Source organism: Pseudonocardia humida, from assembly GCF_023898865.1.
Classification (GTDB): Bacteria; Actinomycetota; Actinomycetes; order Mycobacteriales; family Pseudonocardiaceae; genus Pseudonocardia; species Pseudonocardia humida.
This window is the reverse complement of sequence record NZ_JAGSOV010000083.1, coordinates 47,756-72,947: the sequence shown is the minus strand read 5'-3', so window position 1 is coordinate 72,947 and position 25,192 is coordinate 47,756. Positions and strand designations below refer to the sequence as shown.

Here is a 25,192-nt window from a genome sequence, read left to right as displayed (position 1 = left end):
GCCGTCACGTCGACCCGCCCAGGGTTGCACGCCGACGTGACGGCAGGGGCCTCGGGAGAGGAGTGGCGCTACGCGCCGCCGGGGTTTCACGCCTGCGGCCCTCGCCCCCGCCGTCCGGCACGCGGCGCCGGCACGCCCCATCGGCGGGACGAGAGCGGATTTCGTCCCGCCCAACGGCACGAAAGCGGCCTTCGTCCCGCCTGATGCGACCAGAACCACTCTCGTCCCCCTCCCCCACCCCGAGCGAGAGGCGCGATCCACTGAACGGCTTCCCCCGACCAGACCCCGCATGCGTATACTCGCCCGCGAACAATCGCGGACGGAGTCAGGCATGGCCAAGCAGCGTCGGGTGGGCAACCTCCTCGCCCTCGCCGTGCTGTCCACCGTCGCCTACCGCCCCATGCACCCCTACGAGATGGGCCAGGCCCTGCGCGGGTGGGGCAAGGACCAGGACATGCCGATCAAGTGGGGGTCGCTCTACACGGTCGTGCGCAACCTGGAGAAGCACGGGTTGCTGGAGGCCGCCGAGAGCACCCGGCAGGGGGCCCGTCCCGAGCGCACCGTGTACCGGATCACCGACGAGGGCCGCACCGAGCTGGTCGACTGGGCCCGGGAGCTGGTCTCGACCCCGGAGGCGGAGCCGGGGCGGTTCAAGGCGGGGTTGTCGGTGCTGGTGGTGCTGCCGCCCGCCGAGGCGGCCGAGCTGCTGCGCAGCCGGATCGACCGGCTCGACGCGGACATCGCGAGCCAGCGGGAGGCGCTGGCCGGGCACGCGGGCACCGTCCCGGCGCTGTTCCTGGTCGAGGACGAGTTCGCGCTGGCCATGCGGGAGGCCGAGGTCTCCTGGGTGCGCGCGCTGCTCGACCAGCTCGACTCGGGGCGCTACCCCGGCATCGCCGAGTGGCGGGCCTGGCACGAGACGGGCGAGCTGCCCGAAGCGGTCACCGAGCTCGCGGAAGGGACGTTCACCACGGCGGATCCCACCGACTGAACAGAAACGGGCCCCGGTGCTGCAACACCGGGGCCCGCACCCTCGAACCGCGCCGCGCGGGGCGACCCGGCCACGAGATGGCACTCGAGAGGATAACCGGGCGCTCCCCCACGGGCGGTCGCACGCACCGCACCGATCCGCGCCGTCCCGGCGCGCACACCTCTGGGAGCACCCATGTCCGACGTGAGAACCGCGATCGTCATCGGCGGGGGCATCGCCGGCCCGGTGGCCGCGATGGCCCTGCGCAGGGCGGGCATCGCGGCCACCGTGCACGAGGCCTACCCCGGCCCGGCCGACGGCATCGGCGGCAGCCTGGCCATCGCCCCGAACGGGCAGGCCGCGCTCGGGATCGTCGGCGCCGCGAGCGCCGTCGACACCGGCCAGCCGATCACCAGCACCGCCATGTCGCTCGGCGCCGACAGCCGGGTCGAGCTGCCCCGGCTCGCCGACCTGCCCCCGCAGCGCCAGACGCCCCGCGGCGACCTGCACCGCACGCTGCACCGCATCGCCGCCGAGCAGGGTGTGCCGATCGTGCACGGCAGTCGCCTCGTCGGCGTCGAGGAGACGAGGTCGGGCGTCACCGCGCGCTTCGCCGACGGCCGTGCCGAGACCGCGGACGTCCTCGTCGGCGCGGACGGCGTCCACTCGACCGTCCGCAAGCTGATCGACCCCGATGCCCCCGACGCCGGGTACACCGGTCTGCTCGGGCTGGAGGGGGTCTCCGACCACCGGGTGGGCGAGCCCGGCACCATGACGTTCGCCTTCGGCCGGCGGGCCTACTACCTGTACTGGTCGCTCGCGGACGGCCGCACGGGGTGGGGGGCGAACCTGCCCCGTCCGGTGCCGATGCCGTTCGCCGAGGCCCGCGCAGTGCCCGCCGAGCAGTGGCTGCGCACGCTGCGCGAGACCTACGCCGATGACGACCCCGGTGCGGCGCTGATGGACACCGCGCTCGTCGAGACGGTGCAGGTCGCCGGGGCGCTGCACATCATGCCGAAGGTGCCGCACTGGCACCGGGGCCGGATGGTGCTGGTCGGCGACGCGGTGCACGCGCCGTCGAACAGCTCCGGGCAGGGCGCGTCGCTGGCGGTCGAGAGCGCGATCGAGCTGGCCCGCTGCCTGCGCGACCTGCCCGACGTGTCGTCGGCGTTCGCCGCCTACGAGGCGGCCCGGCGCCCGCGCGTCGAGCGGATCGCCGCCGCCGCGGCCCGCATCAACCACGCGAAGGCCCCCGGCCCCGTCGGCCGGCTGATGATGCGGGCGGTCATGCCGCTGGCCACCCGCTACCTGGTGGACCCGGAGCGCACCCTGGGCCCCCAGCAGCGCTTCACCATCGACTGGGACGCCCCCGCCCCCGCCTCCTGACCCGTCGAGAACGAACTCGTCGTCGGTTGGACCGGTCCACAATGACGACGAGTTCGTTCTCGACGGGGAGGGAGGGGAAGGTCAGCCCTGGTCGGTCATGTGCACGCCGTTGGCGACGGTGGCGCGGCCGGTGGGTTCGGCGGGGTCGAGCACCAGTGCGGCGATGCGCTCGCGGTGCGCGGCGGCGCTGCCGAGCAGGGCGGCGTCGGTGACCGCCCGCTTGAAGTACAGGTGCGTCGCGTGCTCCCAGGTGAAGCCGATGCCGCCGTGCAGTTGGATGGTGTCGGCGGCGACGCGCTGGTAGTTCTCCGAGCAGGTGGCCTGGGCGACGCTGACCGCGAGGTCGGGGTCGTCCGTGCCGTCCTGCAGCGCCCACGCCGCGTGGTACGCGGTCGAGCGGGCGTGCTCGACGAGCACCAGCATGTCGGCGAGCCTGTGCTTGACGGCCTGGAACGAGCCGATCTTGCGGCCGAACTGGAGCCGCGTGTTGGCGTAGGCCAGCGTCATGTCCAGCAGCTTCTGCGCCCCGCCGACCTGCTCGGCGGCCAGCAGCACCCCGCCGACGCGCAGCGCGTGCGCGATGGCCGACGCCGCTGTGTCACCGGCGGCGAGCAGCCGGGCCGGGGCGCCGTCGAGGACGACCCTGGCCTGGCGGCGGGTCTGGTCCAGCGTCGAGAGCGGGCTGCGCTCGCCGCCCTCGGTGGCGTAGAGGCCGAGGCCGTCGGGGCCGGTCGCCGCGACGATCAGCACGTCCGCCCCGCCGTCGACGACCTGCGACAGGGTGCCGTTGAGGGTGTCGCCCGTCGAGGTGACCGACGGGGCCGCCCCGAAGTCCGGCACGGCCAGCGCGGCCGTGCGGGTGCCGGCGACCAGGGCCTCCAGCAGCGCAGCGGTCTCCGGGCCGGCGCCGGAACCCAGCGCGACCAGCGCCGGGATCGCCAGCCCGACGGTGCCCAGCACCGGCCCGGGCAGCAGCGCGGCGCCGAACTCCTCGGCCACGACGGCCTGGTCGACCAGCGTGCCGCCGACCCCGCCCAGCTCCTCGGGCACGGCCAGGCCGAGCACCCCGAGCTCGCCGCCCAGGCGCGCCCACAGCTGCGGGTCGTGGCCGGGGTCGGACTCCATCAGCGTGCGGACGGTCGCCTCGTCGGACCGCGCGGCCAGCAGCTCGCGGACCGCCTTGCGCAGGTCCTTCTGCTCGGAGGTGAAGACGAACTCGATCGAGGGCGCCTCCTCGACTGCCGTGTCAGCCACGGGGGATCTCCTTCCACGGCTTGCCGCTGTCGGCGCGCAGGTCGCCGGGCAGGCCCAGCACGCGCTCGCCGATGACGTTGCGCAGCACCTCGGAGGTGCCGCCCTCGATGGTGTTGGCCCGCGCCCGCAGGAACCGCTGCTGGATGCCGCCGCGGTAGTCCTCCATGCGGCCGATGTCGCGCAGCGTGTAGTCGCCGTAGAGCGTGGCCTCCGGGCCGAGGAACTCCATGCAGAACTCGTAGACGGCCTGGTTGAGCTCGGCGGAGACGACCTTGGCGATCGAGCCCTCCGGGCCGGGCGAGCCGGTGCTGGCCGAGCGGCGGGCGCGCTGGTCGGTGAGGCGCTGGGCCTCGGCCCTGGTCCACAGCGCGGCTAGCTTGTCGCGCAGGACGGGCGTGCGCAGCTCGGGCCGGGCGGCCCAGAGGTCCACCGCGTCGCCGATCGCGCCGACACCGCGCACCGAGGAGGTGCCGCCGATCGAGGAGCGCTCGTTCATCAGCGTGGTCATCGCGACGCGCCAGCCGTCGCCGACGGCACCGAGGCGGTGCGAGTCGGGGATGCGCACGTCGGACATGTAGACCTCGTTGAACTCGGCCTGCCCGGTCATCTGCCGCAGCGGCCGCGTTTCCACACCCTCGGCCTGCATGTCCATGACGAAGTACGTCAGGCCCTTGTGCTTGAACGCGTCGGGGTCGCTGCGGGCGAGCAGCAGCGCGTAGCGGGCCCGGTGGGCCAGGCTCGTCCACACCTTCTGCCCGTTGACGACCCAGTCGTCGCCGTCGCGGACGGCCGAGGTGGCCAGCCCGGCCAGGTCGGAGCCCGCGCCCGGCTCGCTGAACAGCTGGCACCAGATGTGCTCGGTGCTGGCCAGCGGGCGCAGCAGCTGCGCGGCCAGGTCGCCCTGACCGTGCTCGAGCACGGTGGGCGCGGCCATCCCGTGGCCGATCGGGTTGATGGCGAACGGGTTGATCCCGCCCGCGCCCTGCAGGATCTCGTCCGCGACGGCCTGCAGGCCCCGGGAGACCCCGAGCCCGCCCAGCCCTTCCGGGAAGTGCACCCAGGCGACGCCGGCGTCGTAGCACGCGCCGAGGAACTCCCGCAGTGGCACCTTCTTCGGGTCGTGCTCTTCCACGACCTGCCGCGCGGCCTTCTCGACCCGTGCGCTGTCGTCCATGACACCTCCGTGACGGTCGTCCGGACCGTAACCGACGACGGGCCCGCAGGTCACTGGTCCGAACGCACCAGATCAGGGCTCGACGGCCGGGAATCAGTGTTCGGAATCGGCACCGGCCGCGCGACCCCGGCCGACCTGGCCCAGTACCTCGGCCTCCAGCTCGGCGAACCGCGGCTGCGTGATCATCGACACGTCGCGCGGTCTGGGCAGGTCGACGACGGTCTCGTGGCGCACCGACGTCGGTCGCGGGCCCAGCACGAGCACCCGGTCGGCCAGGAACACGGCCTCGCGGATGTCGTGGGTGATGAGCAGGACCGTCCAGCCGAAGCCGGCGCGCACGCCCTCCAGCCACAGCTGCATGTCGATGCGGGTGAGCGCGTCCAGGGCGCCGAACGGCTCGTCGAGCAGCAGCACGGCGCGGTCCTGGACGACCGTGCGCAGCAGCGCGGCCCGCTGGCGCATCCCCCCGGACAGCTCCCCCGGCCGCGCCTTCTCGAACCCGGCCAGCCCGAACGGCTCGAACAGCTCGCCGGCCCGCGCGCGGGCGGCCTTGCGCGGCACGCCGGCCACCTCCAGACCCAGGGTCGTGTTGTCCAGGACGGTGCGCCAGGGGAACAGCAGGTCCCGCTGGGGCATGTAGGCGAACGGGTCGACCCGACCGGTTGCGTCGGCGCCGTCGACGAGCACCCGGCCGGCGTCGGGCGGCTCCAGCCCCGCGACCACGTCGAACAGCGTCGACTTGCCGCAGCCGCTGGGCCCGACCAGGGCCACGAACTCGCCGGGGGCGACGTCGAAGTCGACGCCGTCGAGCACCGGCAGCGGCCCGAACGCCTTGCGCAGGCCCTCGATCACCAGCTTGTGCTCGGCCCCCTTCAGCTCAGCCACGTCGGCTCCAGGGGGCGACGAGCCGCTGCACCAGGAACGTCAGCCCGTACAACGAGACCGAGATCAGCGCGGTGACCAGGACGGCGGCCAGCACGAGGTCGGTGCGGAACGAGTTCTTCTGCAGGTTCATGAAGATGCCCAGCCCGGCGCTCGCCCCGACGTACTCGGCGAAGATCGCCCCGGTGACCGCGTAGGTGATGCCGATGCGCAGCGCGGTGAAGAACGAGGGCATCGCCCCGGGCAGGCGCACGTACCGGAACTGCGCCCAGCGCGAGGCGCCCATGCTGCGCAGCAGGTTGGTGGCCTGCCGGTCGGTGCGCCCGAAGCCCTCGATCAGCCCGACGGCGATCGGGAAGAAGGTCACCAGCGCGATCACCACCACCTTGGGCGCCAGCCCGAAGCCGAACCAGATGATCAGCAGCGGGGCGATCGCGATGATCGGCAGCGTCTGCGAGGCCACCAGCAACGGGGTCAGCGCCCGGCGCAGCCACGGCGAGAAGTCCACCGCCACCGCGATCGCCCAGCCCACCGCCAGCGACACGGCGAACCCGACCGCGGTGACCTGCAGCGTCGGCAGCGCGTTGGCCCAGATCTGGGCGCGGAACGCCCACCCCTCGGTGAGCACCCGCAGCGGCGAGGGCAGCACCTGCGGGCGCACGGCGGACGCCGTCACGTACCACTGCCAGACGGCCAGCCCGACCAGCACCAGCACCAGCGCCGGGGTGAGGCGGCGCAGTCGCCCGAGCGCGCCCGTCACGGTTGCGCGAGGTACTGCGTGGTGAACCAGGTCGAGAAGTCCGGCCTGGTGGTGACCGGCGCGCCGTCCGGGCCGGTCAGCACCCCGGCGTCGACCAGGAAGCCGGAGTAGCCCGACCACTGCTCCAGCGTCTGGGTGCCGACCCGGCCCGACGCGTCGCGCAGGTAGCGCTCGCTCAGCATCGCCTGGCTGCGCTCGACGAGCTCGGGTTCGCTGAACGCGCCCGGGTTGGCCTCCTCGAGCAGCTGCGCGGCCCGCGCCGGGTCGTCGGCGGCCAGCTGGTAGCCGCGCTGGGCGGCCCGGACGAACGCCGCGGCCTGCTCGGGGTGGGCGGCCAGCCAGGGCGAGTTGCCGATCAGCACGACGCCGTAGGCGTCCGGGAAGCCGTAGTCGGCGTAGGCGAAGGTGCGCAGCGGCTCGCCGCGCAGCTCGGCCTCGATGCCCTCCCAGGCCACGAACGGCTCGGTGAAGTCGACCTCGCCCGCGTAGAGGGCCTCGTACGCGCTGGTGCCCAGGCTCACCGTGGAGAACTCGCCGCGCCCCCCGGCGTTGCGGATCACGGCGCGCATCTTGGGCTCCTCGCCCGGGTCGCCGAACCCGCCGTAGACCTTGCCGTCCAGGTCGGCGGGCGAGGTGATGTCGGCGCGGTCGGCGCGCACGGCGATCGCCGAGCCCCAGTGCTGCAGCACCGCCATCACCGAGGTGATGTCGGCGCCCGCGGCCTTGGAGAAGGTGAACGAGTTCTGGAAGCTCACCCCGAACTCGGCCGCCCCGGAGGAGACGAGGGTGTCGGGCGAGGTCTGGTTGTAGGGCAGGATCTGCACGTCCAGCCCGGCCTCGGCGAACCAGCCCTCCTGCTGGGCCACGTACAGACCGGTGTGGTTGGTGTTGGGGGTCCAGTCCAGGGCGATCCGCACGGTGCTCGGCGAGGCCGCGGCGGAGCCGCCACCGGGTGCGGCACAGGCCGCGACGAGCAGCGCGAGCGCGCCGAGCAGGACCACCAGGGTTCGGGATGTGTGGGTACGCGCCACGACGGTCCTCCCTACGCCGGTGCTAACCGGGTCAGGTTCGAACGGTCGACGGCCGGCCTGCCGCCCTCTCAGCCTCGGATCGTGGGCTCCCGCGGGTCGACGACGACACTACGCCGTGGGGCCGCCCGGTGCCCGGGTGCACGTACGCGGGGCGGAATTTCTCACGCCCGGCGCCGAGGAGCGGGGCGGATCGCCCGGCGGCCGGGTGTAGTTCGCATGTCAACGGTCGGCGCCGCCACCGTCGCGGTCGGCGACGGCGGGCGGCCGATGCGTTGATCGCCGCGCTCCGGCTTCATAACGTTCGGGTCACCCCCCGAGCGGCACAGTGCCGCACGGTCCGGCCGCCGCCCGCCGTCGCTCCCCACGACACGCACGCGGCGGCGGCCGGACCGACGATCGACCAGGAGGAGCGATGCTCCCGAAGTCCCGCCAGGCCCGCACGACCGCCTACGCCGGGTTAGGACTGGCCGTGCTCGCCACGGCCGCCCTGATCGCGACGACGGCACTGGCCAACGGAGCCACGGACGCGGTGGTGGACGCCAAGGAATCCATCGCGCTGTCCAGCGCGGCCAGCGGCTCGACCACCGAGGCCGAGCTCGCCGACGTCCAGGCCCCGGCGGCACCGGCCGGCTGCTCGCAGGCCCAGCTCGCCGAGCGGACCACGCAGATCGGTCTGCTGGACAACGAGAAGGAGGCCGAGGCCCGGGTGATCGCCACGGTCACCGACGGCAGCCTGGCCGACAAGCTGGGCGCCATCCGCGACCGCGCCGACATCGTGCTCGGCCGGATCGCCCAGCTCGACGCCCGCTGCGACGCCGACGCCGATGACGCCGCGCCCGCGCAGCCGGCCGAGCCCGCGGCGCCGGTGGTCGTCGTCCCCTCGGACGACGCCGAGGCCCCGGACGACGCCGAGGCGCCCGAGGCACCCGCGGACCCGGCCGACCCCGCCGACCCGGTCTCGCGGGAGCTGGCCAACCTCGACATCAGCTGCGAGGAGCCCGACCTGAGCGGCGTCGACCCGGCTGCGGCCGCCCGCGCGGAGACCGAACTGGCGAACAACGAGGCCCAGCTCGACGGCCGCCTGCTCGCCGACTTCCCGCGCTTCGCCGCGCGCGTGGCCCGCGAAGCCGACCCGACGGCCGCCGCGGCCGAGTTCGCGAACCTGGCCGAGAACCTGGCGAACACCCTGGAGGACCGGCGCAGCGCCATCCTGCAGCGGGCGGGGCTGGCCGACCTCTCCGTCGCCGACACCTGCGAGGTCGTGCCGGCCGAGGGCTGAGCCCGACCGCGAGAACCCCCACCGGCCCGTCGTGGCCCCCCGAGGCGGGCCGGTGGGCCCCTCCCCCGCATTCGATCGATCACGCGGGGGTCCCTGAGGCACCGCGCACACCCGGTGGCCACCGCGCGCACGTCCCGGCATGTGCGCGGTGGCCATTCGGTGTGCGCGGCGGCGGGGACCGGCTATGGAGCGAGGCGGACCGCAGACCGCCTACACCGCCCCGAGCACCGGCTCGAACGCCAGCTCTGCCGCGCCGACCAGCTTCGCGTCGCGGCCCAGCGGGCTGGTGGTGATCGCGATCCCGCCGACCGCCCGGCTGACCAGGCTCCGCTCGTGCACCCCGGCGCGCACCCGGTCGACCAGCGCCGGCGGCAGGGCGGTGAACAGGTCGCCCAGCACCACCAGCTCCGGGGCCATCATGTTGACCACCGTCACCAGGCCCGTGGTGAGCCACTCGGCCAGCTCGTCGAGCGGGCCCGGCAGCGGGGCGGTCGCCAGGGAGCGCAGCTCGGCCACCACCACCCCGCGCGGGGTGTCCTCGGACAGGCCGAGGGCGCGGCACATCGCCGCCTCCCCGACCTCGGTCTCCCAGCAGCCGCGCGACCCGCAGTAGCAGTCGCGCCCGCCCGGGCGCACCACCAGGTGCCCGAGCTCGCCGACGTAGCCGCGGGTGCCCCGCAGCGGACGGCCCTCGGAGATCACCCCGCCGCCGACTCCCTTGTCCGCGGAGATGTAGACCAGGTCGGTGACGCCGTGCGCGGCGCCGCGCACGTGCTCGGCCAGCGCGCCCAGCTCGGCGTCGTTGGCCACCTGCACGGGCACGCGCAGCACGGAGGCGAGCCGGGTGCCCAGGGCGACGTCGCGCCAGCCGAGGTTCGGGGCCTCGTGCACCCACCCGTCGTCGCGGCGGACCACGCCGGGCACCGACACCCCCGCCCCCTGGGCGGTGACCGCCAGTTCCTCGCCGAGCAGCTGGGCCGACTCGGCGATGTGGGTGATGACCTCGCCCGGGGTGCGGGTGCGGCTGTGCAGGTTCCAGCTGTGCCTGCCGAGCACCTGGCCGCCGATACCGACCATCGACATGGCGACCTGCTCGACCCGCACGTCGATGGCCAGCACGACGGCGGCCTCCGCCTTCGGGATGACCATCAGCGACGGCCGCCCGGCGCCGTTGCGCTGCGCCGGGACGGCCTCGGTGACCACGCCGGCCTCGGCGAGGCCGTCGACGACCGCCTTGATCGTGCTGCGGTTGAGCCCCAGCTCGGTGGCCAGGGTCGCGCGGGTGCGCGGTCCGTGCACGTGCAGGCGGCGCAGCAGCGCCGCCCGATTGTGCCGGCGGGCCTCGTCGGGCCGGGCCCCCGGGGTGGCGACGGTGCCGCGGGGAGCGGCACCGTCGACATCGCCGGCAGCGGGTCCGTCGCCCGCACCGCTGCCGACCCAGGCCCGGCTCACCGTGTCGAGACGGCCGATCGACGCCGGGAGAGCACGTCCACACCGGCGGCCAGCAGCAGCACGACGCCGTTGACGAGGAACACCACCGACGCCGGCATGCCGAGCAGCCCGAGGCCGTTGTTGACCGTGGCCAGCACCGCGCCGCCGATCACCGCGTTGCTGATCCGGCCCCGGCCGCCGAACAGCGACGTCCCGCCGATGACCGCTGCGCCCACGGCGAACAGCAGCGTGTTGCCGCCACCGGAGGTCGGCGACACCGAGCCGACCTTCGAGGAGTAGACGATCGCGCCGATCGCGGCGAACGCGGAGGAGATCACGAAGACGGTGGCCCGGATGCGCACCACGTTGATGCCGGCCCGGCGGGCGGCCTCCCGGTTGCCGCCGACGGCGTAGACGTGGCGGCCGAAGCGGGTGCGGTCGAGCACGAACGTGCCGATGACCATCAGCACCAGCACGATCGGCACGACGTAGGGCACGCCGGAGATCACCACCGAGCCCGGCCCGCGGTTCTGGGTGAGCAGCAGCGTCGCGATCGCGGCCAGCACCACCACCGCGGCGATCTTGAGCAGCACCAGCCCGGTGGGCTGGGCGACCAGGCCCAGCCGGCGCCGGGAGGCCTGCCGGTTGAGCAGCACGGCCGCGTAGCCGCCCGCGGCGACCGCGAACAGCACCCAGCTCCACAGCGTCGACAGGTTGCCGTTGGCCACCGCGAACAGCACCGGGTCGCGCAGGCCCAGGGTGCCGCCGTCGCCGATGAGCTGCAGGATCACGCCCTGCCACGCGATGAACAGCGCCAGCGTCACCACGAACGAGGGCATGCCGACCTTGGCCACCAGGAAGCCGGTCAGGCAGCCGATCACGACGCCGACGCAGACCGCCATCAGCATCTGCAGCCACGGGTTCGGCGGGAAGCCGATCGCCAGCAGGATCAGCGCCACCGCGGAGAACGCCGCGCCCGCCCAGATGCGCAGGATCAGCGCCAGCGCGATGGCGAGCACGACCACCAGCGCGAACAGGATGAACACCGTGGTGCCCATGGCGCCCAGCAGGTTGCCGCCGGCCACCAGGTGCAGCGCCATGACCGACGCCGCCAGGCCGGAGGCCGTGCCGGCCGCCAGGTCGATCTCACCGGTGAGCAGCACGAACACCAGGCCCATGGCGATGATCGTGGAACCAGCGCCCTGCTGGAGCAGGTTGGCCAGGTTGAGCAGGCTGGGGAAGGTGCCGCCGCTGTCGAGGCCGGTGAACAGGATGAACAGCGCGAGCAGGCCGAGCAGGGCGGGAAGGGCGCCCAGGTCGCCGTTGCGCAGGTTCGTCAGGTAGGCGCGGACGGCCTCGCTGGTCGTCTTCGCGGTGGTGTCGATGCCGAAGTCGGCCGAACGCGTCGAGGCCGGGGCCGCCCGCTCGGCGGCGCTGCCCGGCTCGGTCGCGCCGGAGCCCTTCTTGGTCAGGTCCGCCTTCTCGGGACCCTCGGTGGGAGCAGCCATCAGGCGGTCACGCTTTCCGGTCGTTGCAGGCCGAGCTCACCGGAGCGGCCCGCGGTGATCAGCTCGACGACCTGGCCGTGGCTGACCTCCTTGGTGGGCACCTCGGCGACCATGCGACCGAGGAACAGGCAGGCGATGCGGTCCGACACCTCGAAGACGTCGGCCATGTTGTGGCTGATCAGCACCACGCCCAGGCCCTGCTCGGCGAGCCTGCGGACCAGGTCGAGCACCTGGCGGGTCTGGGCGACGCCCAGCGCCGCGGTGGGCTCGTCGAGCAGCACGACCTTGGAGTCCCACAGCACCGCCTTGGCGATGGCCACGGTCTGGCGCTGACCGCCGGACAGCGACGCCACCGGCATCCGCACCGACGTCACGGTGCGCACCGACAGCGACGCCAGCGTGCGGCGGGCGGCCTGCTCCATGTCGGCCTCGTCGAGCAGCCACGGCTTGCCGCGCTCCCGGCCCAGGAACATGTTCTGCACGATGTCGAGGTTGTCGGCCAGCGCGAGGTCCTGGTAGACGACCTCGAGCCCGAGCGCGGAGGCGTCGGTCGGACCGTGGATCGCCACCGGCTCGCCGTTGAACAGGATCTCCCCGCTGTCGATGGGGTGGATCCCGGCCACGCACTTGACCAGCGTGGACTTGCCGGCGCCGTTGTCGCCGACCAGGGCGGTGACCTCGCCCGCGCGCACGGTGAAGTCGACGTCGTGCAGGACCTGGACGGCGCCGAAGCTCTTCGACACCGCCTTCAGCTGCAGGATCGGATCGCTCATCGCACGGCCTCGCGGAGCTCGGCCGGTGCTGCGCGCAGGCGCTGTGACATTGACTCGCTCGCAAGCTCGCTCATCGAGCCCTCCTCGGCTCTGGTGGTACGCCGGATGGGGAGCGCCGGATCACGGCGCCCCCCACCCGGTGTCGTCGACCGATGGTCAGCTGATGCCGAGCTCGGTGCAGACGGCCTGCAGGTCGGCCACGCAGACCTCGGAGGCCTTGACCGCGCCGCCGTCGATGACGGTCTTGACGTTGTCCTTGGTGATCAGCTGCGGCTCCAGCAGCACCGACTTGACCTCGCGGCCACCGGTCGGGTCGTTCTCGGTGTCGGTGGCCAGGGCGTCCGCGGCGGCGGTGTCACCCTTGGCCAGCGCCGCGGCCAGCTTGGCGGTGGCCTCGGCCTCCTCGTTGATCGGCTTGTACACCGTCATGTACTGGTCGCCGCGCAGGATGGCCTGCAGGCCGTCCGGGGTGGCGTCCTGGCCGGTCACCGGCACCTTGCCGTTGAGGCCGTACTTCTGCAGCACGGTGATGATCGCGCCGGCCAGGCCGTCGTTGGCCGCGACGACGCCGTCGACCTGACCGCCGTTGCTGGTGAGGATCTGCTCGAAGGTGGTGCCGCCGACCTGGTTGTCCCACTTCTCGATCGGCTGGCTGCGCACCAGCTTGAGCGCGCCGGAGTCGTAGAGCGGCTTCAGGATCTCCTGCTGGCCGTTGTAGAACAGGGTCGCGTTGTTGTCGGTCGGCGCGCCCTCGATCTCGATGACCTGCGCGCCCGGCTTGTCCTTCAGCGCCTCGGCCAGGCCCTGGCCCTGCAGGTTGCCGACCTTGGTGTTGTCGAAGGAGACGTAGTAGTCGCTCGACCCGCCCAGGTTGAGGCGGTCGTAGTCGATGACCGGGACGCCCTGCGCCTTGGCCTTCTCCGCGACCGCAGCGCCCGACTCGCTGCTGATCGAGGCGATGACCAGCACCTTGACCCCGCTGGAGAGCATGCCGTCGGCGAGGGTGGCGAACTTCTGCTCGTCGCCCTGGGCGTTCTGGATGTCCGCGTCCAGGCCCTCCGCGGCCATGGCCTCGGTGAGCAGGGGCTTGTCGAAGCCCTCCCAGCGGGCCGAGCTGTCGGTCTCGGGCAGGATGACGCCGACCTTGGTCGCGCCCTCCGCGGGCGCGGCCGCGCCACCGGTCTCGGCCGGGGCGGCCGGGGCGGCGGCGTTCTGACCGCAGGCGGCGAGGGTCAGAGCGAGCCCCAGCCCGGCGGCGGCGATCGCTGTTCTCCTGATGCGCATGGTTGTCCTTCCACAGCGTCGGGGATCAGGGGTAAATGTTGTGGGCGACAACGTATGCCGCCGACAGGCGTGGCGCCAAGCACACTGGATCGTTCAAGTCGCAGCAAGAGCGTCACATTTGCGTCACGCAGCCCTGGTTTGTTGCGGGAGGCACCGTACGTAGCCGCTTCGCGGGGGCCCACGTCCCGCCCGGGCGGCTCCGCCGACCGAGGTTCACCCCGGCCGACCATCCCTCACCCGGATGGGCGACGTCCCGTCACGTCGTGTCAGGGCCGCGGTCGTCACCCTGGGTACACGGACCGGTGGTCAATCGACCGGCGGCGGACTGTCCCCGTCCTTCGATCGGACGGCCACGGCCACCACCACCGCGGCGATCCCGACCGCCTCCAGCGGGCTCGGCACCTGGGCCAGCGCGACCAGCCCGACGACCGTCGCGGTGGCCGGCAGCAGCGCCAGCAGCACGGCGAACCGCGCCTGCCCCACCCGGCGCAGCACGAGCTGGTCGAGGACGTAGGGCACCACGCTGGACAGCACGCCCACACCGACCCCCAGCACGAGCACCATCGGGTCGGCCAGCGGCGCCGCCCCGCCCAGGAACACCAGCGGGGAGAGCAGCACCGCGGCGACGGCGAACCCCACCGCCATGTCGTCGAGCCCGCTGCCCGCGGTGGCCACCCGTTTGCCCAGCAGGATGTAGGCCGCCCACATGGCGGCGGCCGCAAGCGCCCAGACGACCCCGGAAGGCTGCCCCGACCAGCGCACGTCGGCGATGAGCAGCACGCCGCCCGCCGCCAGCACGACCGCCCCGATGTCGCGGAACCGCCGCGAGGCCACCGCGGCCACCGCCACCGGTCCGCAGAACTCGATCGCGACCGCGGTGCCCAGTGGCAGCCGGGCGATCGCCTCGTAGAACGCCACGTTCATCAGCGCCGTGGCCAGCCCGAACGCCGAGGCCCGCAGCAGCCGCCTGCCGCGCCAGGACGCCCGCGACGGCCGCCGCCAGGCCAGCAGCACCGCCGCCGCGCCCAGCACCCGCAGCACCGCGACCGTCGCCGGCGGCAGCCGGTCGAACAGCCCCACCGCGAGCGCCGCCCCCACGTACATCGAGACCGCACCGACGACGAACAGGGCCGGAGCCGGGGCCCGCCCCACCAATGCTGTCGCCACGACTCCACACGGTAGCCATCGATCGGACGTTGTTTACACAGGTCGGCTTGCGGCCACTCGGTCGTGCACCGCATGATTCACATGTCGTCAACTGAATCAGCCAGCCCCGAGGCAACCGGCAGCACCCGTGCTGTGAACGGCCAACTCGGTCGACGTGACCGTTCTCGCCACCCCGGCGGGAACACGTGCAGGGGTTCTGAACGTCTGGGAGAGTGGGACGTACCGCGTGAGCGGTCGTCACAGTGAGCGGCTCCGGGCCCAGCCCGGAGCCGAGACGGAGGGAGACCGCTATGCAGCCTGGAACCCTGACTCGGCCTGAGTTGACCGCCGCTGACCGCTGTGACCGGTGCGGCGCGGCCGCGAAGGTCCGGGCGGTGCTGCCGTCCGGCGGGGAGCTGCTGTTCTGCGGTCACCACGCGAAGGCTCACGGGGACAAGCTCCGCGAGCTCCGTGTGGAGATGCAGTCCGGCGGTTGACCAGGGCGCCGGACCTCGATCCGGTGCCGTGTGACGTGAGGAACGCGAAGGGCGGGGGCCACCGGCCCCCGCCCTTCGTCGTGCCCGGATCCCGCCGGATCACCGCCAGCTGCGCAGCGTCGCGATCCGCTCCTCGAGCTGCTCGATGCTGGCCATCGCCGTCGGCGGGCCGCCGCACAGCTTGCGCAGCTCGTTGTGGATCATTCCGTGCGGCTTCTTGGTGCGGTGGTTGTGGAGCGCGACGAGCGTGTTGAGCTCCTTGCGCAGCTGGGTCAGCTGCTCGCGCACCGAGAGCGTGCCCCGGTCGGGGCGCGGCGGCGGCGCGGGCGCGGGCGCCGGGGCGGGCGCCTTGGGCCGGCTCATCCACTCCTTCTGGCGCTGGTCGAGCAGCGTGCGCACCTGCTCGGGCTCGAGCAGCCCGGGCAGGCCCAGGTAGTCCTCCTCGTCGGCGGAGAAGGACGTGCCCTCGTAGATCAGCTGGTCGAGCTCGGCCTGGGCGCCCAGCGCGGTGAACGACTTCTCGTCCTCGCCCGGCTCGTCCTGCTGGCGCTGGGCGGCGGCCAGCAGCTCGTCGTCCCACTTCTCCTCGCCGCGGTGCGGCTCGCCCAGGACGTGGTCGCGCTGCGCCTCCAGCTCGCTGGCCAGCCCGAGCAGGACCGGCACGCTGGGCAGGAACACCGAGGCGGTCTCCCCCGGGCGCCGCGAGCGGACGAACCGGCCGACGGCCTGGGCGAAGAACAGCGGGGTCGAGGCGCTGGTCGCGTACACGCCGACGGCCAGGCGCGGCACGTCGACGCCCTCGGACACCATCCGGACGGCGACCATCCAGCGCTCGTCGGACTCGGCGAACCGGGCGATGCGGGCGGAGGCGCCCTTCTCGTCGGACAGCACGATCGCCGGGGAGGTGCCGGTGATGTCGGCCAGGATGGCCGCGTACGCGCGGGCCGTCGTCTGGTCCGAGGCGATCACCAGGCCGCCCGCGTCGGGCATGCCGTTGCGGTGGCTGGTCAGCCTGCGGTCGGCCGCCTTCAGCACCGCCGGGATCCACTCCCCGCCCGGGTCGAGCGCCGTGCGCCAGGCCCGCGCCGTCTGCTCCGCCGTCAGCGGCTCGCCCAGCCGGGCGGTGATCTCCTCGCCCGCGCTCGTGCGCCAGCTCGACGTGCCGGAGTAGGCCAGGAACACCACCGGCCGGACCACGCCGTCGGCCAGCGCCTCGGAGTAGCCGTAGGAGTGGTCGGCCCGGCTGCGCAGGGCGCCGTCGGCGCCGGGCAGGTAGTCGACGAACGGGATGGGGTTGTCGTCGCTGCGGAACGGCGTCCCGGTCAGGGTGAGCCGCCGGGTCGCCCCGTCGAACGCCTCCTTGACCCCGTCGCCCCAGGACCGCGCGTCGCCCGCGTGGTGGATCTCGTCGAGGACGACCAGCGTGCGCCGGTTCTCGGTGCGCGCGCGGTGCAGCAGCGGATGGGCGGCCACGCCGGCGTAGGTGATCGCGATGCCGGTGTAGTCCGACGAGGTGCCGCCCGCGGTGTTGCGGAACTCGGGGTCGATCGCCAGGCCGACCTGGGCCGCGGCCTGCGCCCACTGGTGCTTGAGGTGCTCGGTCGGGGTGACCACGGTGATCGCCTCGATGACCCGGTCGGCCAGCAGCTCGGCGGCGACGCGCAGCGCGAAGGTCGTCTTCCCGGCGCCGGGCGTGGCCACCGCCAGGAAGTCCTTCGGCGCGGCGGCCAGGTAGCGGGCCAGCGCGCTGCGCTGCCAGGCGCGCAGCGGGCGCGCGGACGTGGCGATCTGCGGGGCCTGGGACACACGACTCCCTGACGTCTCGACTGCTCGGGAGCGCGTCGCGCGGCCGGGCCCGTCGGGGCGGGCCTGGTGGCGAGCACCACCCCGGGTGGCCGGTCCAGGGTAACGGGACCGCATCGACCACGACCGCATACCCACCGCGGCACGGCGGGGGCGACCGGTTGGTCCATGCTGGGCGGGCGATGACCTCCGACGACCCTCCCCCGCGGCCCGTCCACCGGCCGAGCGCCCTGCGCCGGGTCGCCGCGCGGGCGCTGGGCCGGGCCTGGGACAAGGACATCTTCTCGCACTCGGCGCAGGCCGCGTTCTGGCAGGCGCTGTCGCTGCCCCCGCTGCTGCTGGCCCTGCTGGGCTCGCTGGGCTTCGTCGACGACTGGTTCGGCCCGCAGACGCTCGAGGCCGTGCGCGGGGCGATCGTCGGCTTCTCCGCCAGCGTGTTCACCCCGGAGGTCGTCGACGAGATCATCGCCCCGACGGCGGACAGCATCCTGACCATCGGCCGCGCCGACGTGGTCTCGGTCGGGTTCGTCGTGGCGCTGTGGGCCGGGTCGTCGGCGGTGGCCTCGATCGTCGACTCGGTCACCGACGCGCACGGCCAGAAGCTCGTGCGCCACCCGGTCTGGCAGCGGATCTTCTCGCTGCTGCTCTACCTGGTGGCGCTGGTGGTGGCGGTGTTCACGCTGCCGGTGATCGCGCTGGGCCCGGAGCTGCTGCCCGGTGTGCTGCCCGAGGCCCGGCGCCCGACGGCCGTCACGCTGCTGAACAACCTCTACTACCCGGCCTCGGGGCTGCTGCTGGTGATCGTGCTCACCACGCTCTACCGGCTGGCGCTGCCGCACACGCTGCCCTGGCGCCGGCTGCTGCCCGGGGCGCTGGTGGCGATGGTGGTGTTCATCGCCTCCACGACCGGCCTGCGGATCTACATCGCGGTGCTGCTGAGCACCGGCTACACCTACGGCGCGCTGGCCACCCCGATCGCGTTCCTGCTCTTCGGGTTCCTGCTCGGGCTGTCGATCGTGTTCGGCGCGCACCTGAACAACGCCGTGGACGAGGAGTGGCCGTCCCGCCCGACGCGGCGCAGGCGCCGGTCCGAGCGGATGCGCTCGATGCGCCGGATCGCGGCGGCCAGGGCGGCCGTGGTGAGCGGTATGGTCACCGAGCGGTCCGAGGGCGCGCCCTTGCCGCCGATCGACGCGACGGACCATGCTGGGCCCACGGGCGCGCCCGGCGCACCGCGGGGCACGCCGACCTCCTCGCCCGACGTCGACGGCGCGGCCCCCCACCGCGCGGCGGACGAGCCCGCGGGTGTGGCCGCGGACCGGTCGGTCGGGAGCCGACCGGACGCGCCGGAGGCCTGACGGGAGGACGCGGATGACGGAACGGGCCGCCCTGGCCGGGCTCGACGCGCTGGCCGTCGACCCGCCGCTGGCCGGCGGACCACCGCCGCCGCAGGCAACCGTGCCCGCCGGGCCGCTGCTGCGCCTCGCCGCCGGGCTGGCCGGTCGGCCGCTGGTCGTGGGGCGGCGCGGGGCCGCGCTGGCCGGGCGGCTGCTGCACGTGGGGCTGGGCACGGCCGAGGCCGAGCCCGGGCTGCCGCCCAACCCCGCCCTGCGCCGGCTGGTGCAGGCGCACCGGGCCGGGCGGGCCACCGCGGGCGAGCTGATCGCTGACGCCGGGCTGGACCGGGCCGACCGCGACCGCCTCGACGCCGTGCTCACCGCCGTCGACGACCTGGTGGAGGCGGTGCTCCCGGGCACGCTGGCGCCCTCCCCCGCCCCGGCCCGACCGCGCACCGCCCGCCGGACGCCGGTGGTCGGCGAGGAGGTCGCCGCCACGCCGGGGGCGGTCGTGCTGCGCACGCCCTCGTTCGAGCTGATCCAGTACCTGCCGCGCACCGAGACCGTGCGGGCGGTCCCCGTGCTGCTGGTCCCCTCCCTGACCAACCGGCACTACCTGACCGACCTCGCCCCCGGCCGCAGCCTGGCCGAGCACCTCGTGGCCGGTGGGCAGCAGGTGCTCGCGCTGTCCTGGTGGAACCCGCGCGCCGAGCACGCCGACCGCGGCCTGGACGCCTACGCCCGGGCGCTCCTCGACGCCGTCGACGCCGTCGAGCGGATCACCCGCGCGCCGTCGGTGTCGCTGGTGGCCACGGGTTCGGGCGGCACGATCACCGCGGTGCTGCTGGCCCACCTCGTCGCCGCGGGCTCCACCGGCCGGGCGGCCACGCTCACCCTGCTGCTGCCCGCGTTCGGCCGACCCGATCCGCCTGCCCCGCTGCCGGCCGCCGGCCCGTCACCGGAGCTGCGCGCCTGGGCGAACGACACCATCCGCCTGCCCGCCGCCCTGCACGACGACCTGACCGGCATCGCCGCCCGCGACGCGCTGGCCCACCCGGGCGCGGTCCGTGTGCTGGGCACGCCGATCGACCTGTCCAAGGTCGACACCGACGCCTACGTGGTCGCCGGCGACGGCGGGCCGTGGTCGGCCGCGTACCGCAGCTCCCGCCTGCTGGCCGGCGACACCCGCTTCGTGCTCGCCTCCGGCGGCCCGGTCGAGGCGCTGGTCGCCCCGCCCGGGAGCGACCGGTCGTTCCGCGCGGCTCAGACGAGCGCCGCCGACCCCGACGCCTGGTACCCGACGGCGCCGCCCGCACCCGGCTCGTGGTGGACCGACCACCTCCGCTGGCTCGACGCGCGCAGCGGAGCGCGGGTGGACGCGCCGCCGGAGCTGGGTGGGCGCGGGTTGCACGCGGTGGCGCCGACCCCCGGGGACTACGTGTCGTCGCGCTGACCCGACCCGGTCCTTCACTGTTAGGCGGGGACCAGCTCGGAGTCGGAGCCGGGCAACGCCCGGGCCAGCTCCTGGCGGGAGTGGATGCCGAGCTTGGCGAACACCTTGCGCAGGTGCCACTCCACGGTGCGCGGGCTGAGGAACAGCCGGGCGCCGATCTCCGGGTTCGACAGCCCGTCGCGGGCGAGCCGCGCGACCTGCATCTCCTGCGCCGTCAGGTCCTCGCGGGTCTCGACCACCCGCTTGCGGACCTTCGCCCCCGTCGCCCGCAGCTCACCCCGGGCGCGTTCGGCGAACGCCTCCATGCCGATCCGCACGAACGACGCGTGCGCCGCGTGCAGTGGAGCGCGCGCGTCGACGCGGCGGCTCGCCCGGCGCAGCCACTCCCCGTAGAGCAGGTGCGCGCGGGCGAGCTCGGGGCGCAGTCGGGTGCGCCCCAGCAGGTCGATGGCCTGGCGGTACAGGTGTTCGGCCGCCGCACCCTCGCTCAGCAGTGCGCGCGACCGGACGTGGACGCCCGCGGCCCACCCGGTGTCGGACGCCGCCCGCTGCTCGCCGAGCCGGGCCAGGGCGTCGCGCGCGACCTCGGCGTGCCCGGTCCGGCTGGCCGCCTCGACCAGCTCGCTCAGCGCCCACGAGGTCACGAAGAGCTCCGGGACCTGCTCGCTCGCCTCCACCGCCGACGCCAGCGCCTCGTCGTAGCGGCCCAGGCCGTTCATGAGCACGGAGTTCGCCCACTGCGCGTACTGGACGGCCGTCCCCTGGCCGCCCGCCGTGGCCTCGGCGATGACGCCGCTGATCAACGCGGCGGCGCCGGCCTGCCGGCCGCGGAAGCCGGCCAGCGCGATCGCCGCGTACGGGCCGATCCGGGACCCGGTCGCCGCCTTGACCGCATCGACCTCCGACGCCAGCAGCGCGGCACCGGCGAAGTCACCACCGAAGACGGCGGCCTGGCCCAACGCGTTGTCCGCGGCGGCGAGGACGTCCAGCGCCCCGGAGTCGCGGGCCAGCCGCGCCGCGCGCGTGCCGATCTGCAGACCCCGGTCGTAGTCCCACACGAGGTTCGCCGCCCGCGTCGCCAGCCAACCCCACCGCAGCAGCTCCGCCGCGGAGACCTCGGCACCGGCGAACGCGGCGACCGCGCGGCCCAGCACGGGCGCCGCGACCGAGTGCCCGGCGGTGAAGACCAGCGCTAGGCCGTCCAGCAGCAGGTCGCACGGCAGTGGCGGACCCACCGGACGGGGTGCGGTCGCCACGGCCCGGGAGATGTCGAGCAGGTTGCCGCCCGCAGCCGCCAGCCGGCCGGCGAACAGGCCGGCGGCCCAGGCGTCGAGGTACGCGTCGCGGGACAGCCGCACGTCGAGCGCCGCCAGCTTCCTCGCCGCCTCCAGCAGCAGCACCGGGGCGTCGCCGCCGCGGTTGCGGGCGAACGCGATCCCGGCCCGCAGCAGGTCCACCCGGGCCCGCCCGGACTCGTCGAGCGGGCCCGCCTCCGCGGCCGCCAGCAGCTCGCGCGACACGTCGAACGCCCCCGCCCCGAGGCCGGCCCGGGCGGCGGCGAGCGCCCGGCCGGCCCGCAGCGCGGGATCGGCGGTCAGGACCACCGAACGCTGCAGCAGCGCGGCCGCGGACGCGAGTCCGCCGCGCGCCTGCGCCCGGCTCGCCGAGCGCTCCAGCTCGCGCGCGACCTCCTCGTCCGGCCCGGGAGCCGCGGCAGCGAGGTGCCACGCGCGACGGTCCGGGTCGACATCGCGGCTCGTCACCGCGGCCAGCGCCAGGTGGGCCGCGCGGCGCTCCGACCCGCCCGCCGACCGGTACGCGGCCGAGCGCGCCAGGGGATGGCGGAAGGTCACGCGCACCCCCAGTTCGAGCAGCCCGTCGGTCGCGTCGACGGCGGAGAGCGCGATCCCCAGGCGATCGCAGGCGCGCTGCAGGAGCAGCGGGTCACCGACCGGCTCGGCCGCCGCGACCAGCATCAGCCGTCGCGCGTCGTCGGGGAGCGCCTCGAGCCGCCGGATGTAGCTCGTCTCGATCCGCCGGGGCAGATCACGGGTCGTCGGCAGGCCGAACCCGCCGGCCAGCTGGGTCGGCGTCAGGCCCCGGGGCAGCTCGAGCAGCGCGAGCGGGTTCCCGCGGGTCTCGGCCAGTATCCGGTCGCGCACCGGGCGGTCCAGCGCGAACCGCACCGCCGAGCTCAGCAACGCGCGGGCGTCGTCGTCGCGCAGGCCGCGCACGTCGAGGTCCGGCAGGTGCCCCAGCTCCGCACCGGGCTCCCGCGCGGCGAACACCAGCCCCACCGGCTCGGCCAACAGCCGGCGGGCGACGAACGCGAGCGTCAGCGCCGAGGTCCGGTCCAGCCACTGCGCGTCGTCCACGACGCACAGCAGCGGACGGTGCTCGGCCACCTCCGACAGCAGGCTGAGCACGGCCAGGGCGACCAGGAAGCGCTCGGGCGCCGGGCCCGTCCGCAGGCCGAAGACGATCCCGAGCGCGTCGCGCTGCGGACCCGGCAGCTGCTCGAGCCGGCCGAGCAACGGCGCGCACAGCTGGTGCAGGCCGGCGAACGCCAGCTCCATCTCGGACTCGACGCCCACCGCGCGCACGACGGTCAGGTCGGCCGCCGACTCGGCGAGGTGCCCCAGCAGCGCCGTCTTCCCGATCCCGGCCTCACCCCGCAGGACCAGCGCCCGGCTCGCGCCGCGGCGGACGTCGTCGACCAGGGCGTCGAGGAGGGCGCACTCCTCCGCGCGCCCGAGGAGGCCCATCCGCGACCCCCGATTCCCGAGACCGGCCTTCCCGGCCGGGCACCGAAGAGCCTCCCAGCATCGGCCCCGGGTGACCAGGGCCGTCCGCCCGATCACCGGACGCCGGGGCGGACCAGTGAGCAGGCCAGTGACCGCACCGGCGCGACGCGCCGGACGGGACGAGCAGGCTCGGTGGCGTCATCGAGCAGCGTTCCGCCGGTCTGAGAGGAGCTCCCCATGAGCTCGTCGTCCCGTCCACTGCCCGCCCCCGAGGGCCCCGGCTCCGCCTCCGGCGCGCCCGGCCTCGACGCGGGGTTCGCCGACACGTTCACGAGCCGCTACATCGACGCCGGTGGCGTGCGCCTGCACGCCGTCGTCGGGGGTGAGGGTCCGCCGCTGCTGCTGGTCCACGGCTGGCCGGAGACCTGGTACGCCTGGCGCCTGCTGATGCCCGCCCTGGCCGGGCACTTCGAGGTCGTCGCCGTCGACCAGCGCGGCCGGGGGCTGTCGGACATGCCCGCCGACGGGTACGACACCGCCACCCTCGCCGGCGACATGGTCGCGCTGATGGGTGCGCTCGGCCACGAGCGGTTCGCCGTGGTCGGGCACGACACCGGGTTCGCGATCGGCTACGCGCTCGCCGCGGACCACCCGGACCGGATCGACCGCGCGGTCCTCGCCGAGATCCCGGGATCGCCGGGGGCGGCACCCTCACCGCCGGTGCTGGTCCCCGGACCGGTCAACGACCGGCTCTGGCACCCTGTCCTTCAACCGGCTCGAGAAGATCAACGAACAGCTGGTCCGGGGCCGCGAGGACGTCTTCTTCGGCTGGGAGTTCGACGCGGCCGCCCGCAAGCTCCCGGCCGACGTGATCAGCTACTACGTGGGCCCGCTGTCCGAGCCGGACGCGCTGCGCGCCAGCTTCGGCTTCTACCGGGCACTCGACGCGACCATCGCCCAGGACGCGCAGCGCGCGACCCGGCGGCTGCGGATGCCGGTACTGGCGATCGGTGGCGCGGCGAGCTTCGGGGAGCACGTCGCGGACGCGCTGCGGCTCGTCGCCGACGACGTGCAGAGCCTGGTCGTCGCGGGCGCCGGCCACTTCGTCGCGGAGGAGGCCCCCGACGAGGTGCTCGCGGCGCTGGAGGCGTTCCTGGCGCCCTACCGCGACGGAGTGGTCGCGGCGGACGGGCCCGGGGCGGGGGTGGCCGCAGCGGTGCGCGGCTGAGGGCCAGCCACTACACTCGAACACATGTTCGAGTGTCGATCACCCGCGGCCACGCCGTGACCGCGGCCCTCTCCCGCGAGGGCATCGTCGACGCGGCCCTCGGGCTCGTCGACCGGCACGGCCTGGCCGGGCTCTCGATGCGCAGGCTCGGCCGGGAGCTGGGCGTCGACCCGATGGCCGTCTACCGCCACCTGCCCGACAAGGCCGCCCTGCTCGACGGCATCGTCGACGCGCTGCACGCCGAGATGGACCTCGACAGCCCGGCGGGGGCCGCGTCGTGGCGGCAGGAGCTGGCCACCTACGCCGGGCGGGTGCGCGAGGTGCTGCACCGCCACCCGCGGGCGGTGGGCGTGTTCGTCACCCGGGCGGGGTCGGTCGACACCGGCAACGCGCGGCTCGCCGACCGGCTCGCGGCCGCCGGGTTCGCCGCGCGCACCGGATCGTGGATGGTCGAGTGCGTGCGCAGCCTCACCGTCGGGCTGGTGGTCGCCGAGGTCGTCGGCGCGGCCGGCAGCGGCGCCGACGACGACGAGCGGTTCCGCTTCGGGCTGACCGCCCTGCTCGACGGGTTCGAGCGGGCCGGGACTCAGGCGGCGCTGGCCCGGCCGTCGCCCAGGTCGCCCTCCGCGCCGCGGACGCGGCCCACCGCGAGGCGGTAGGACGACCTGCCCTTGTCGCTCATCGTCGTCAGCTCGACCAGCTCGACGCCGGCGGCGATGAACGCGTTGCGCAGCTCGTGCTCGTAGGTGACGCGCCCGAAGTGGATGGTCGTCACCCGGTGCAGCATCGGCTTGATCCGCTCGAGCACCGCGGAGCGCCGGTGGTGGAACGTCTGGGTGCTGAACAGCCGCCCCTGCGGCGTCAGCAGCTTGGCCGTGTGCGAGATGGCGGCCACCGGGTCGGGCAGCAGCATCAGGCTCGCGCTGAAGTAGACCGCGTCGTAGGGGCCGTCGTCGTGGTCGTAGACCGAGGCCAGGACGGGCCGGACGTGGCCGGCCAGGCCCGCCCGCGCCATCTCGCCCCGGCACCGCTCGAGGTAGTCGGGGTCGATGTCGAGACCGACCACCTGCAGGTCCTTGGACCGCACGAGCTCCGCGCAGCCGGCGAGGGCCGCGCCGGTGCCGATGCCGACGTCCAGGACGCGGGCGCCGTTGGGCAGCCTGTCGAGGACCTCGCGGTACCAGCCGGTGGTCATCCCCGCCACCAGCCGGTCGTAGATCCAGCCACGCATCGTTGCAGTCCAGCGACCATC

Annotated in this window: 21 protein-coding genes and 1 pseudogene; 9 read left to right on the top strand and 13 right to left on the bottom strand. The window is 74.5% G+C overall.

Annotation, left to right across the window (positions count from 1 at the left end; all coding sequences use genetic code 11):
* Positions 1-331 precede the first annotated feature (331 nt).
* Entirely contained in the window at positions 332-991 is a 660-nt protein-coding gene (locus tag KDL28_RS36280; protein WP_252445989.1) for a PadR family transcriptional regulator, read from the top strand.
* 174 nt (positions 992-1,165) lie between these two features.
* Positions 1,166-2,356: an FAD-dependent oxidoreductase gene (locus KDL28_RS36275; protein WP_252445987.1), complete on the top strand. Its 1,191-nt coding sequence runs from the start codon at positions 1,166-1,168 to the stop codon at positions 2,354-2,356.
* Between the two features lie 81 nt (positions 2,357-2,437).
* Here the strand turns inward: KDL28_RS36275 and KDL28_RS41900 are convergent, their stop codons facing one another.
* From KDL28_RS41900 to KDL28_RS36250, 5 genes are all read right to left on the bottom strand, one after another.
* The gene (locus tag KDL28_RS41900; RefSeq protein ID WP_252445985.1) at positions 2,438-3,610 is read right to left on the bottom strand and encodes an acyl-CoA dehydrogenase family protein; all 1,173 of its coding nucleotides are present in this window, start codon (positions 3,608-3,610) and stop codon (positions 2,438-2,440) included.
* Positions 3,603-4,784 carry an acyl-CoA dehydrogenase family protein gene (locus KDL28_RS36265; RefSeq protein WP_252445984.1) on the bottom strand — a complete coding sequence of 394 codons (1,182 nt, stop codon included), beginning with the start codon at positions 4,782-4,784 and terminating at the stop codon, positions 3,603-3,605. The genes KDL28_RS41900 and KDL28_RS36265 overlap by 8 nt, the downstream gene beginning before the upstream one ends.
* A gap of 93 nt (positions 4,785-4,877) precedes the next feature.
* The gene (locus KDL28_RS36260; RefSeq protein WP_252445983.1) at positions 4,878-5,669 is read right to left on the bottom strand and encodes an ABC transporter ATP-binding protein; all 792 of its coding nucleotides are present in this window, start codon (positions 5,667-5,669) and stop codon (positions 4,878-4,880) included.
* The gene (locus KDL28_RS36255; RefSeq protein ID WP_252445982.1) at positions 5,662-6,426 is read right to left on the bottom strand and encodes an ABC transporter permease; all 765 of its coding nucleotides are present in this window, start codon (positions 6,424-6,426) and stop codon (positions 5,662-5,664) included. The genes KDL28_RS36260 and KDL28_RS36255 overlap by 8 nt, the downstream gene beginning before the upstream one ends.
* The gene (locus KDL28_RS36250) at positions 6,423-7,457 is read right to left on the bottom strand and encodes an ABC transporter substrate-binding protein (RefSeq protein ID WP_252445981.1); all 1,035 of its coding nucleotides are present in this window, start codon (positions 7,455-7,457) and stop codon (positions 6,423-6,425) included. Before KDL28_RS36250 ends, KDL28_RS36255 begins: the two co-directional genes overlap by 4 nt.
* 412 nt (positions 7,458-7,869) lie before the next feature.
* Between KDL28_RS36250 and KDL28_RS36245 the strand changes: the two genes are divergently transcribed.
* Entirely contained in the window at positions 7,870-8,736 is an 867-nt protein-coding gene (locus KDL28_RS36245; RefSeq protein ID WP_252445980.1) for a hypothetical protein, read from the top strand.
* 210 nt (positions 8,737-8,946) lie between these two features.
* Here KDL28_RS36245 and KDL28_RS36240 read toward each other — a convergent pair whose 3' ends face one another.
* The 5 genes from KDL28_RS36240 to KDL28_RS36220 all read right to left on the bottom strand — a co-directional run bounded on the left by KDL28_RS36240 (position 8,947) and on the right by KDL28_RS36220 (position 14,836).
* Positions 8,947-10,053, bottom strand: coding sequence for an ROK family transcriptional regulator (locus KDL28_RS36240; protein WP_252445999.1), 1,107 nt, complete (start codon positions 10,051-10,053; stop codon positions 8,947-8,949).
* A gap of 131 nt (positions 10,054-10,184) precedes the next feature.
* A complete protein-coding gene (locus KDL28_RS36235) occupies positions 10,185-11,675 on the bottom strand; it encodes a sugar ABC transporter permease (RefSeq protein WP_252445979.1) in 1,491 nt (496 codons plus the stop codon).
* Positions 11,675-12,448, bottom strand: a complete 774-nt coding sequence (locus KDL28_RS36230; RefSeq protein ID WP_252445978.1) for an ATP-binding cassette domain-containing protein — start codon at positions 12,446-12,448, stop codon at positions 11,675-11,677. The genes KDL28_RS36235 and KDL28_RS36230 overlap by 1 nt, the downstream gene beginning before the upstream one ends.
* Before the next feature lie 156 nt (positions 12,449-12,604).
* Positions 12,605-13,732 carry a sugar ABC transporter substrate-binding protein gene (locus KDL28_RS36225; protein WP_252445977.1) on the bottom strand — a complete coding sequence of 376 codons (1,128 nt, stop codon included), beginning with the start codon at positions 13,730-13,732 and terminating at the stop codon, positions 12,605-12,607.
* 306 nt (positions 13,733-14,038) lie between these two features.
* Positions 14,039-14,836, bottom strand: coding sequence for an EamA family transporter (locus tag KDL28_RS36220; RefSeq protein WP_252445998.1), 798 nt, complete (start codon positions 14,834-14,836; stop codon positions 14,039-14,041).
* 353 nt (positions 14,837-15,189) lie between these two features.
* On the opposite strand from KDL28_RS36220, the gene KDL28_RS36215 reads away from it, so the two are divergent.
* The gene (locus KDL28_RS36215; RefSeq protein WP_250556658.1) at positions 15,190-15,375 is read left to right on the top strand and encodes a DUF7455 domain-containing protein; all 186 of its coding nucleotides are present in this window, start codon (positions 15,190-15,192) and stop codon (positions 15,373-15,375) included.
* Positions 15,376-15,474: 99 nt separating this feature from the next.
* On the opposite strand, the gene KDL28_RS36210 is transcribed toward KDL28_RS36215, so the two are convergent.
* Positions 15,475-17,295, bottom strand: coding sequence for a DEAD/DEAH box helicase (locus KDL28_RS36210; protein WP_372497167.1), 1,821 nt, complete (start codon positions 17,293-17,295; stop codon positions 15,475-15,477).
* Between the two features lie 65 nt (positions 17,296-17,360).
* On the opposite strand from KDL28_RS36210, the gene KDL28_RS36205 reads away from it, so the two are divergent.
* Complete coding sequence (locus KDL28_RS36205; protein WP_252445975.1) at positions 17,361-18,536, top strand: YihY/virulence factor BrkB family protein; 1,176 nt, start codon at positions 17,361-17,363, stop codon at positions 18,534-18,536.
* A 13-nt stretch (positions 18,537-18,549) separates the two neighbouring features.
* Complete coding sequence (locus tag KDL28_RS36200) at positions 18,550-19,968, top strand: polyhydroxyalkanoate synthase family protein (protein ID WP_252445974.1); 1,419 nt, start codon at positions 18,550-18,552, stop codon at positions 19,966-19,968.
* 20 nt (positions 19,969-19,988) lie between these two features.
* Here KDL28_RS36200 and KDL28_RS36195 read toward each other — a convergent pair whose 3' ends face one another.
* On the bottom strand, positions 19,989-22,733 hold the full coding sequence (locus KDL28_RS36195) for a helix-turn-helix transcriptional regulator (RefSeq protein ID WP_252445973.1): 2,745 nt from the start codon (positions 22,731-22,733) through the stop codon (positions 19,989-19,991).
* Positions 22,734-22,949: 216 nt separating this feature from the next.
* Between KDL28_RS36195 and KDL28_RS42315 the strand changes: the two are divergent.
* From KDL28_RS42315 to KDL28_RS41885, 3 genes and pseudogenes are all read left to right on the top strand, one after another.
* A pseudogene (locus KDL28_RS42315) lies at positions 22,950-23,675 on the top strand (alpha/beta fold hydrolase); the annotation flags it as partial.
* Positions 23,581-23,940 carry an alpha/beta fold hydrolase gene (locus KDL28_RS41890; protein WP_252446000.1) on the top strand — a complete coding sequence of 120 codons (360 nt, stop codon included), beginning with the start codon at positions 23,581-23,583 and terminating at the stop codon, positions 23,938-23,940. The pseudogene KDL28_RS42315 and the gene KDL28_RS41890, both read left to right, overlap by 95 nt.
* Before the next feature lie 32 nt (positions 23,941-23,972).
* The gene (locus KDL28_RS41885) at positions 23,973-24,599 is read left to right on the top strand and encodes a TetR/AcrR family transcriptional regulator (protein ID WP_252445997.1); all 627 of its coding nucleotides are present in this window, start codon (positions 23,973-23,975) and stop codon (positions 24,597-24,599) included.
* On the opposite strand, the gene KDL28_RS36175 is transcribed toward KDL28_RS41885, so the two are convergent.
* On the bottom strand, positions 24,527-25,171 hold the full coding sequence (locus tag KDL28_RS36175; protein WP_252445972.1) for a class I SAM-dependent methyltransferase: 645 nt from the start codon (positions 25,169-25,171) through the stop codon (positions 24,527-24,529). The genes KDL28_RS41885 and KDL28_RS36175 overlap by 73 nt on opposite strands.
* Positions 25,172-25,192 lie beyond the last annotated feature (21 nt).

Bases quoted from the DNA above. Each gene is read 5' to 3' on its own strand.
- KDL28_RS36245 (WP_252445980.1), top strand. From the start codon at position 7,870: ATGCTCCCGAAGTCCCGCCAGGCCCGCACGACCGCCTACGCCGGGTTA.
- KDL28_RS36220 (WP_252445998.1), bottom strand. From the start codon at position 14,836: ATGTACGTGGGGGCGGCGCTCGCGGTGGGGCTGTTCGACCGGCTGCCG.
- KDL28_RS36175 (WP_252445972.1), bottom strand. From the start codon at position 25,171: ATGCGTGGCTGGATCTACGACCGGCTGGTGGCGGGGATGACCACCGGC.
- KDL28_RS36225 (WP_252445977.1), bottom strand. From the start codon at position 13,732: ATGCGCATCAGGAGAACAGCGATCGCCGCCGCCGGGCTGGGGCTCGCT.
- KDL28_RS36275 (WP_252445987.1), top strand. From the start codon at position 1,166: ATGTCCGACGTGAGAACCGCGATCGTCATCGGCGGGGGCATCGCCGGC.
- KDL28_RS36230 (WP_252445978.1), bottom strand. From the start codon at position 12,448: ATGAGCGATCCGATCCTGCAGCTGAAGGCGGTGTCGAAGAGCTTCGGC.
- KDL28_RS36280 (WP_252445989.1), top strand. From the start codon at position 332: ATGGCCAAGCAGCGTCGGGTGGGCAACCTCCTCGCCCTCGCCGTGCTG.
- KDL28_RS36195 (WP_252445973.1), bottom strand. From the start codon at position 22,733: ATGGGCCTCCTCGGGCGCGCGGAGGAGTGCGCCCTCCTCGACGCCCTG.
- KDL28_RS36210 (WP_372497167.1), bottom strand. From the start codon at position 17,295: ATGCGGTCCCGTTACCCTGGACCGGCCACCCGGGGTGGTGCTCGCCAC.
- KDL28_RS36235 (WP_252445979.1), bottom strand. From the start codon at position 11,675: ATGGCTGCTCCCACCGAGGGTCCCGAGAAGGCGGACCTGACCAAGAAG.
- KDL28_RS36265 (WP_252445984.1), bottom strand. From the start codon at position 4,784: ATGGACGACAGCGCACGGGTCGAGAAGGCCGCGCGGCAGGTCGTGGAA.
- KDL28_RS36215 (WP_250556658.1), top strand. From the start codon at position 15,190: ATGCAGCCTGGAACCCTGACTCGGCCTGAGTTGACCGCCGCTGACCGC.
- KDL28_RS36200 (WP_252445974.1), top strand. From the start codon at position 18,550: ATGACGGAACGGGCCGCCCTGGCCGGGCTCGACGCGCTGGCCGTCGAC.
- KDL28_RS36205 (WP_252445975.1), top strand. From the start codon at position 17,361: ATGACCTCCGACGACCCTCCCCCGCGGCCCGTCCACCGGCCGAGCGCC.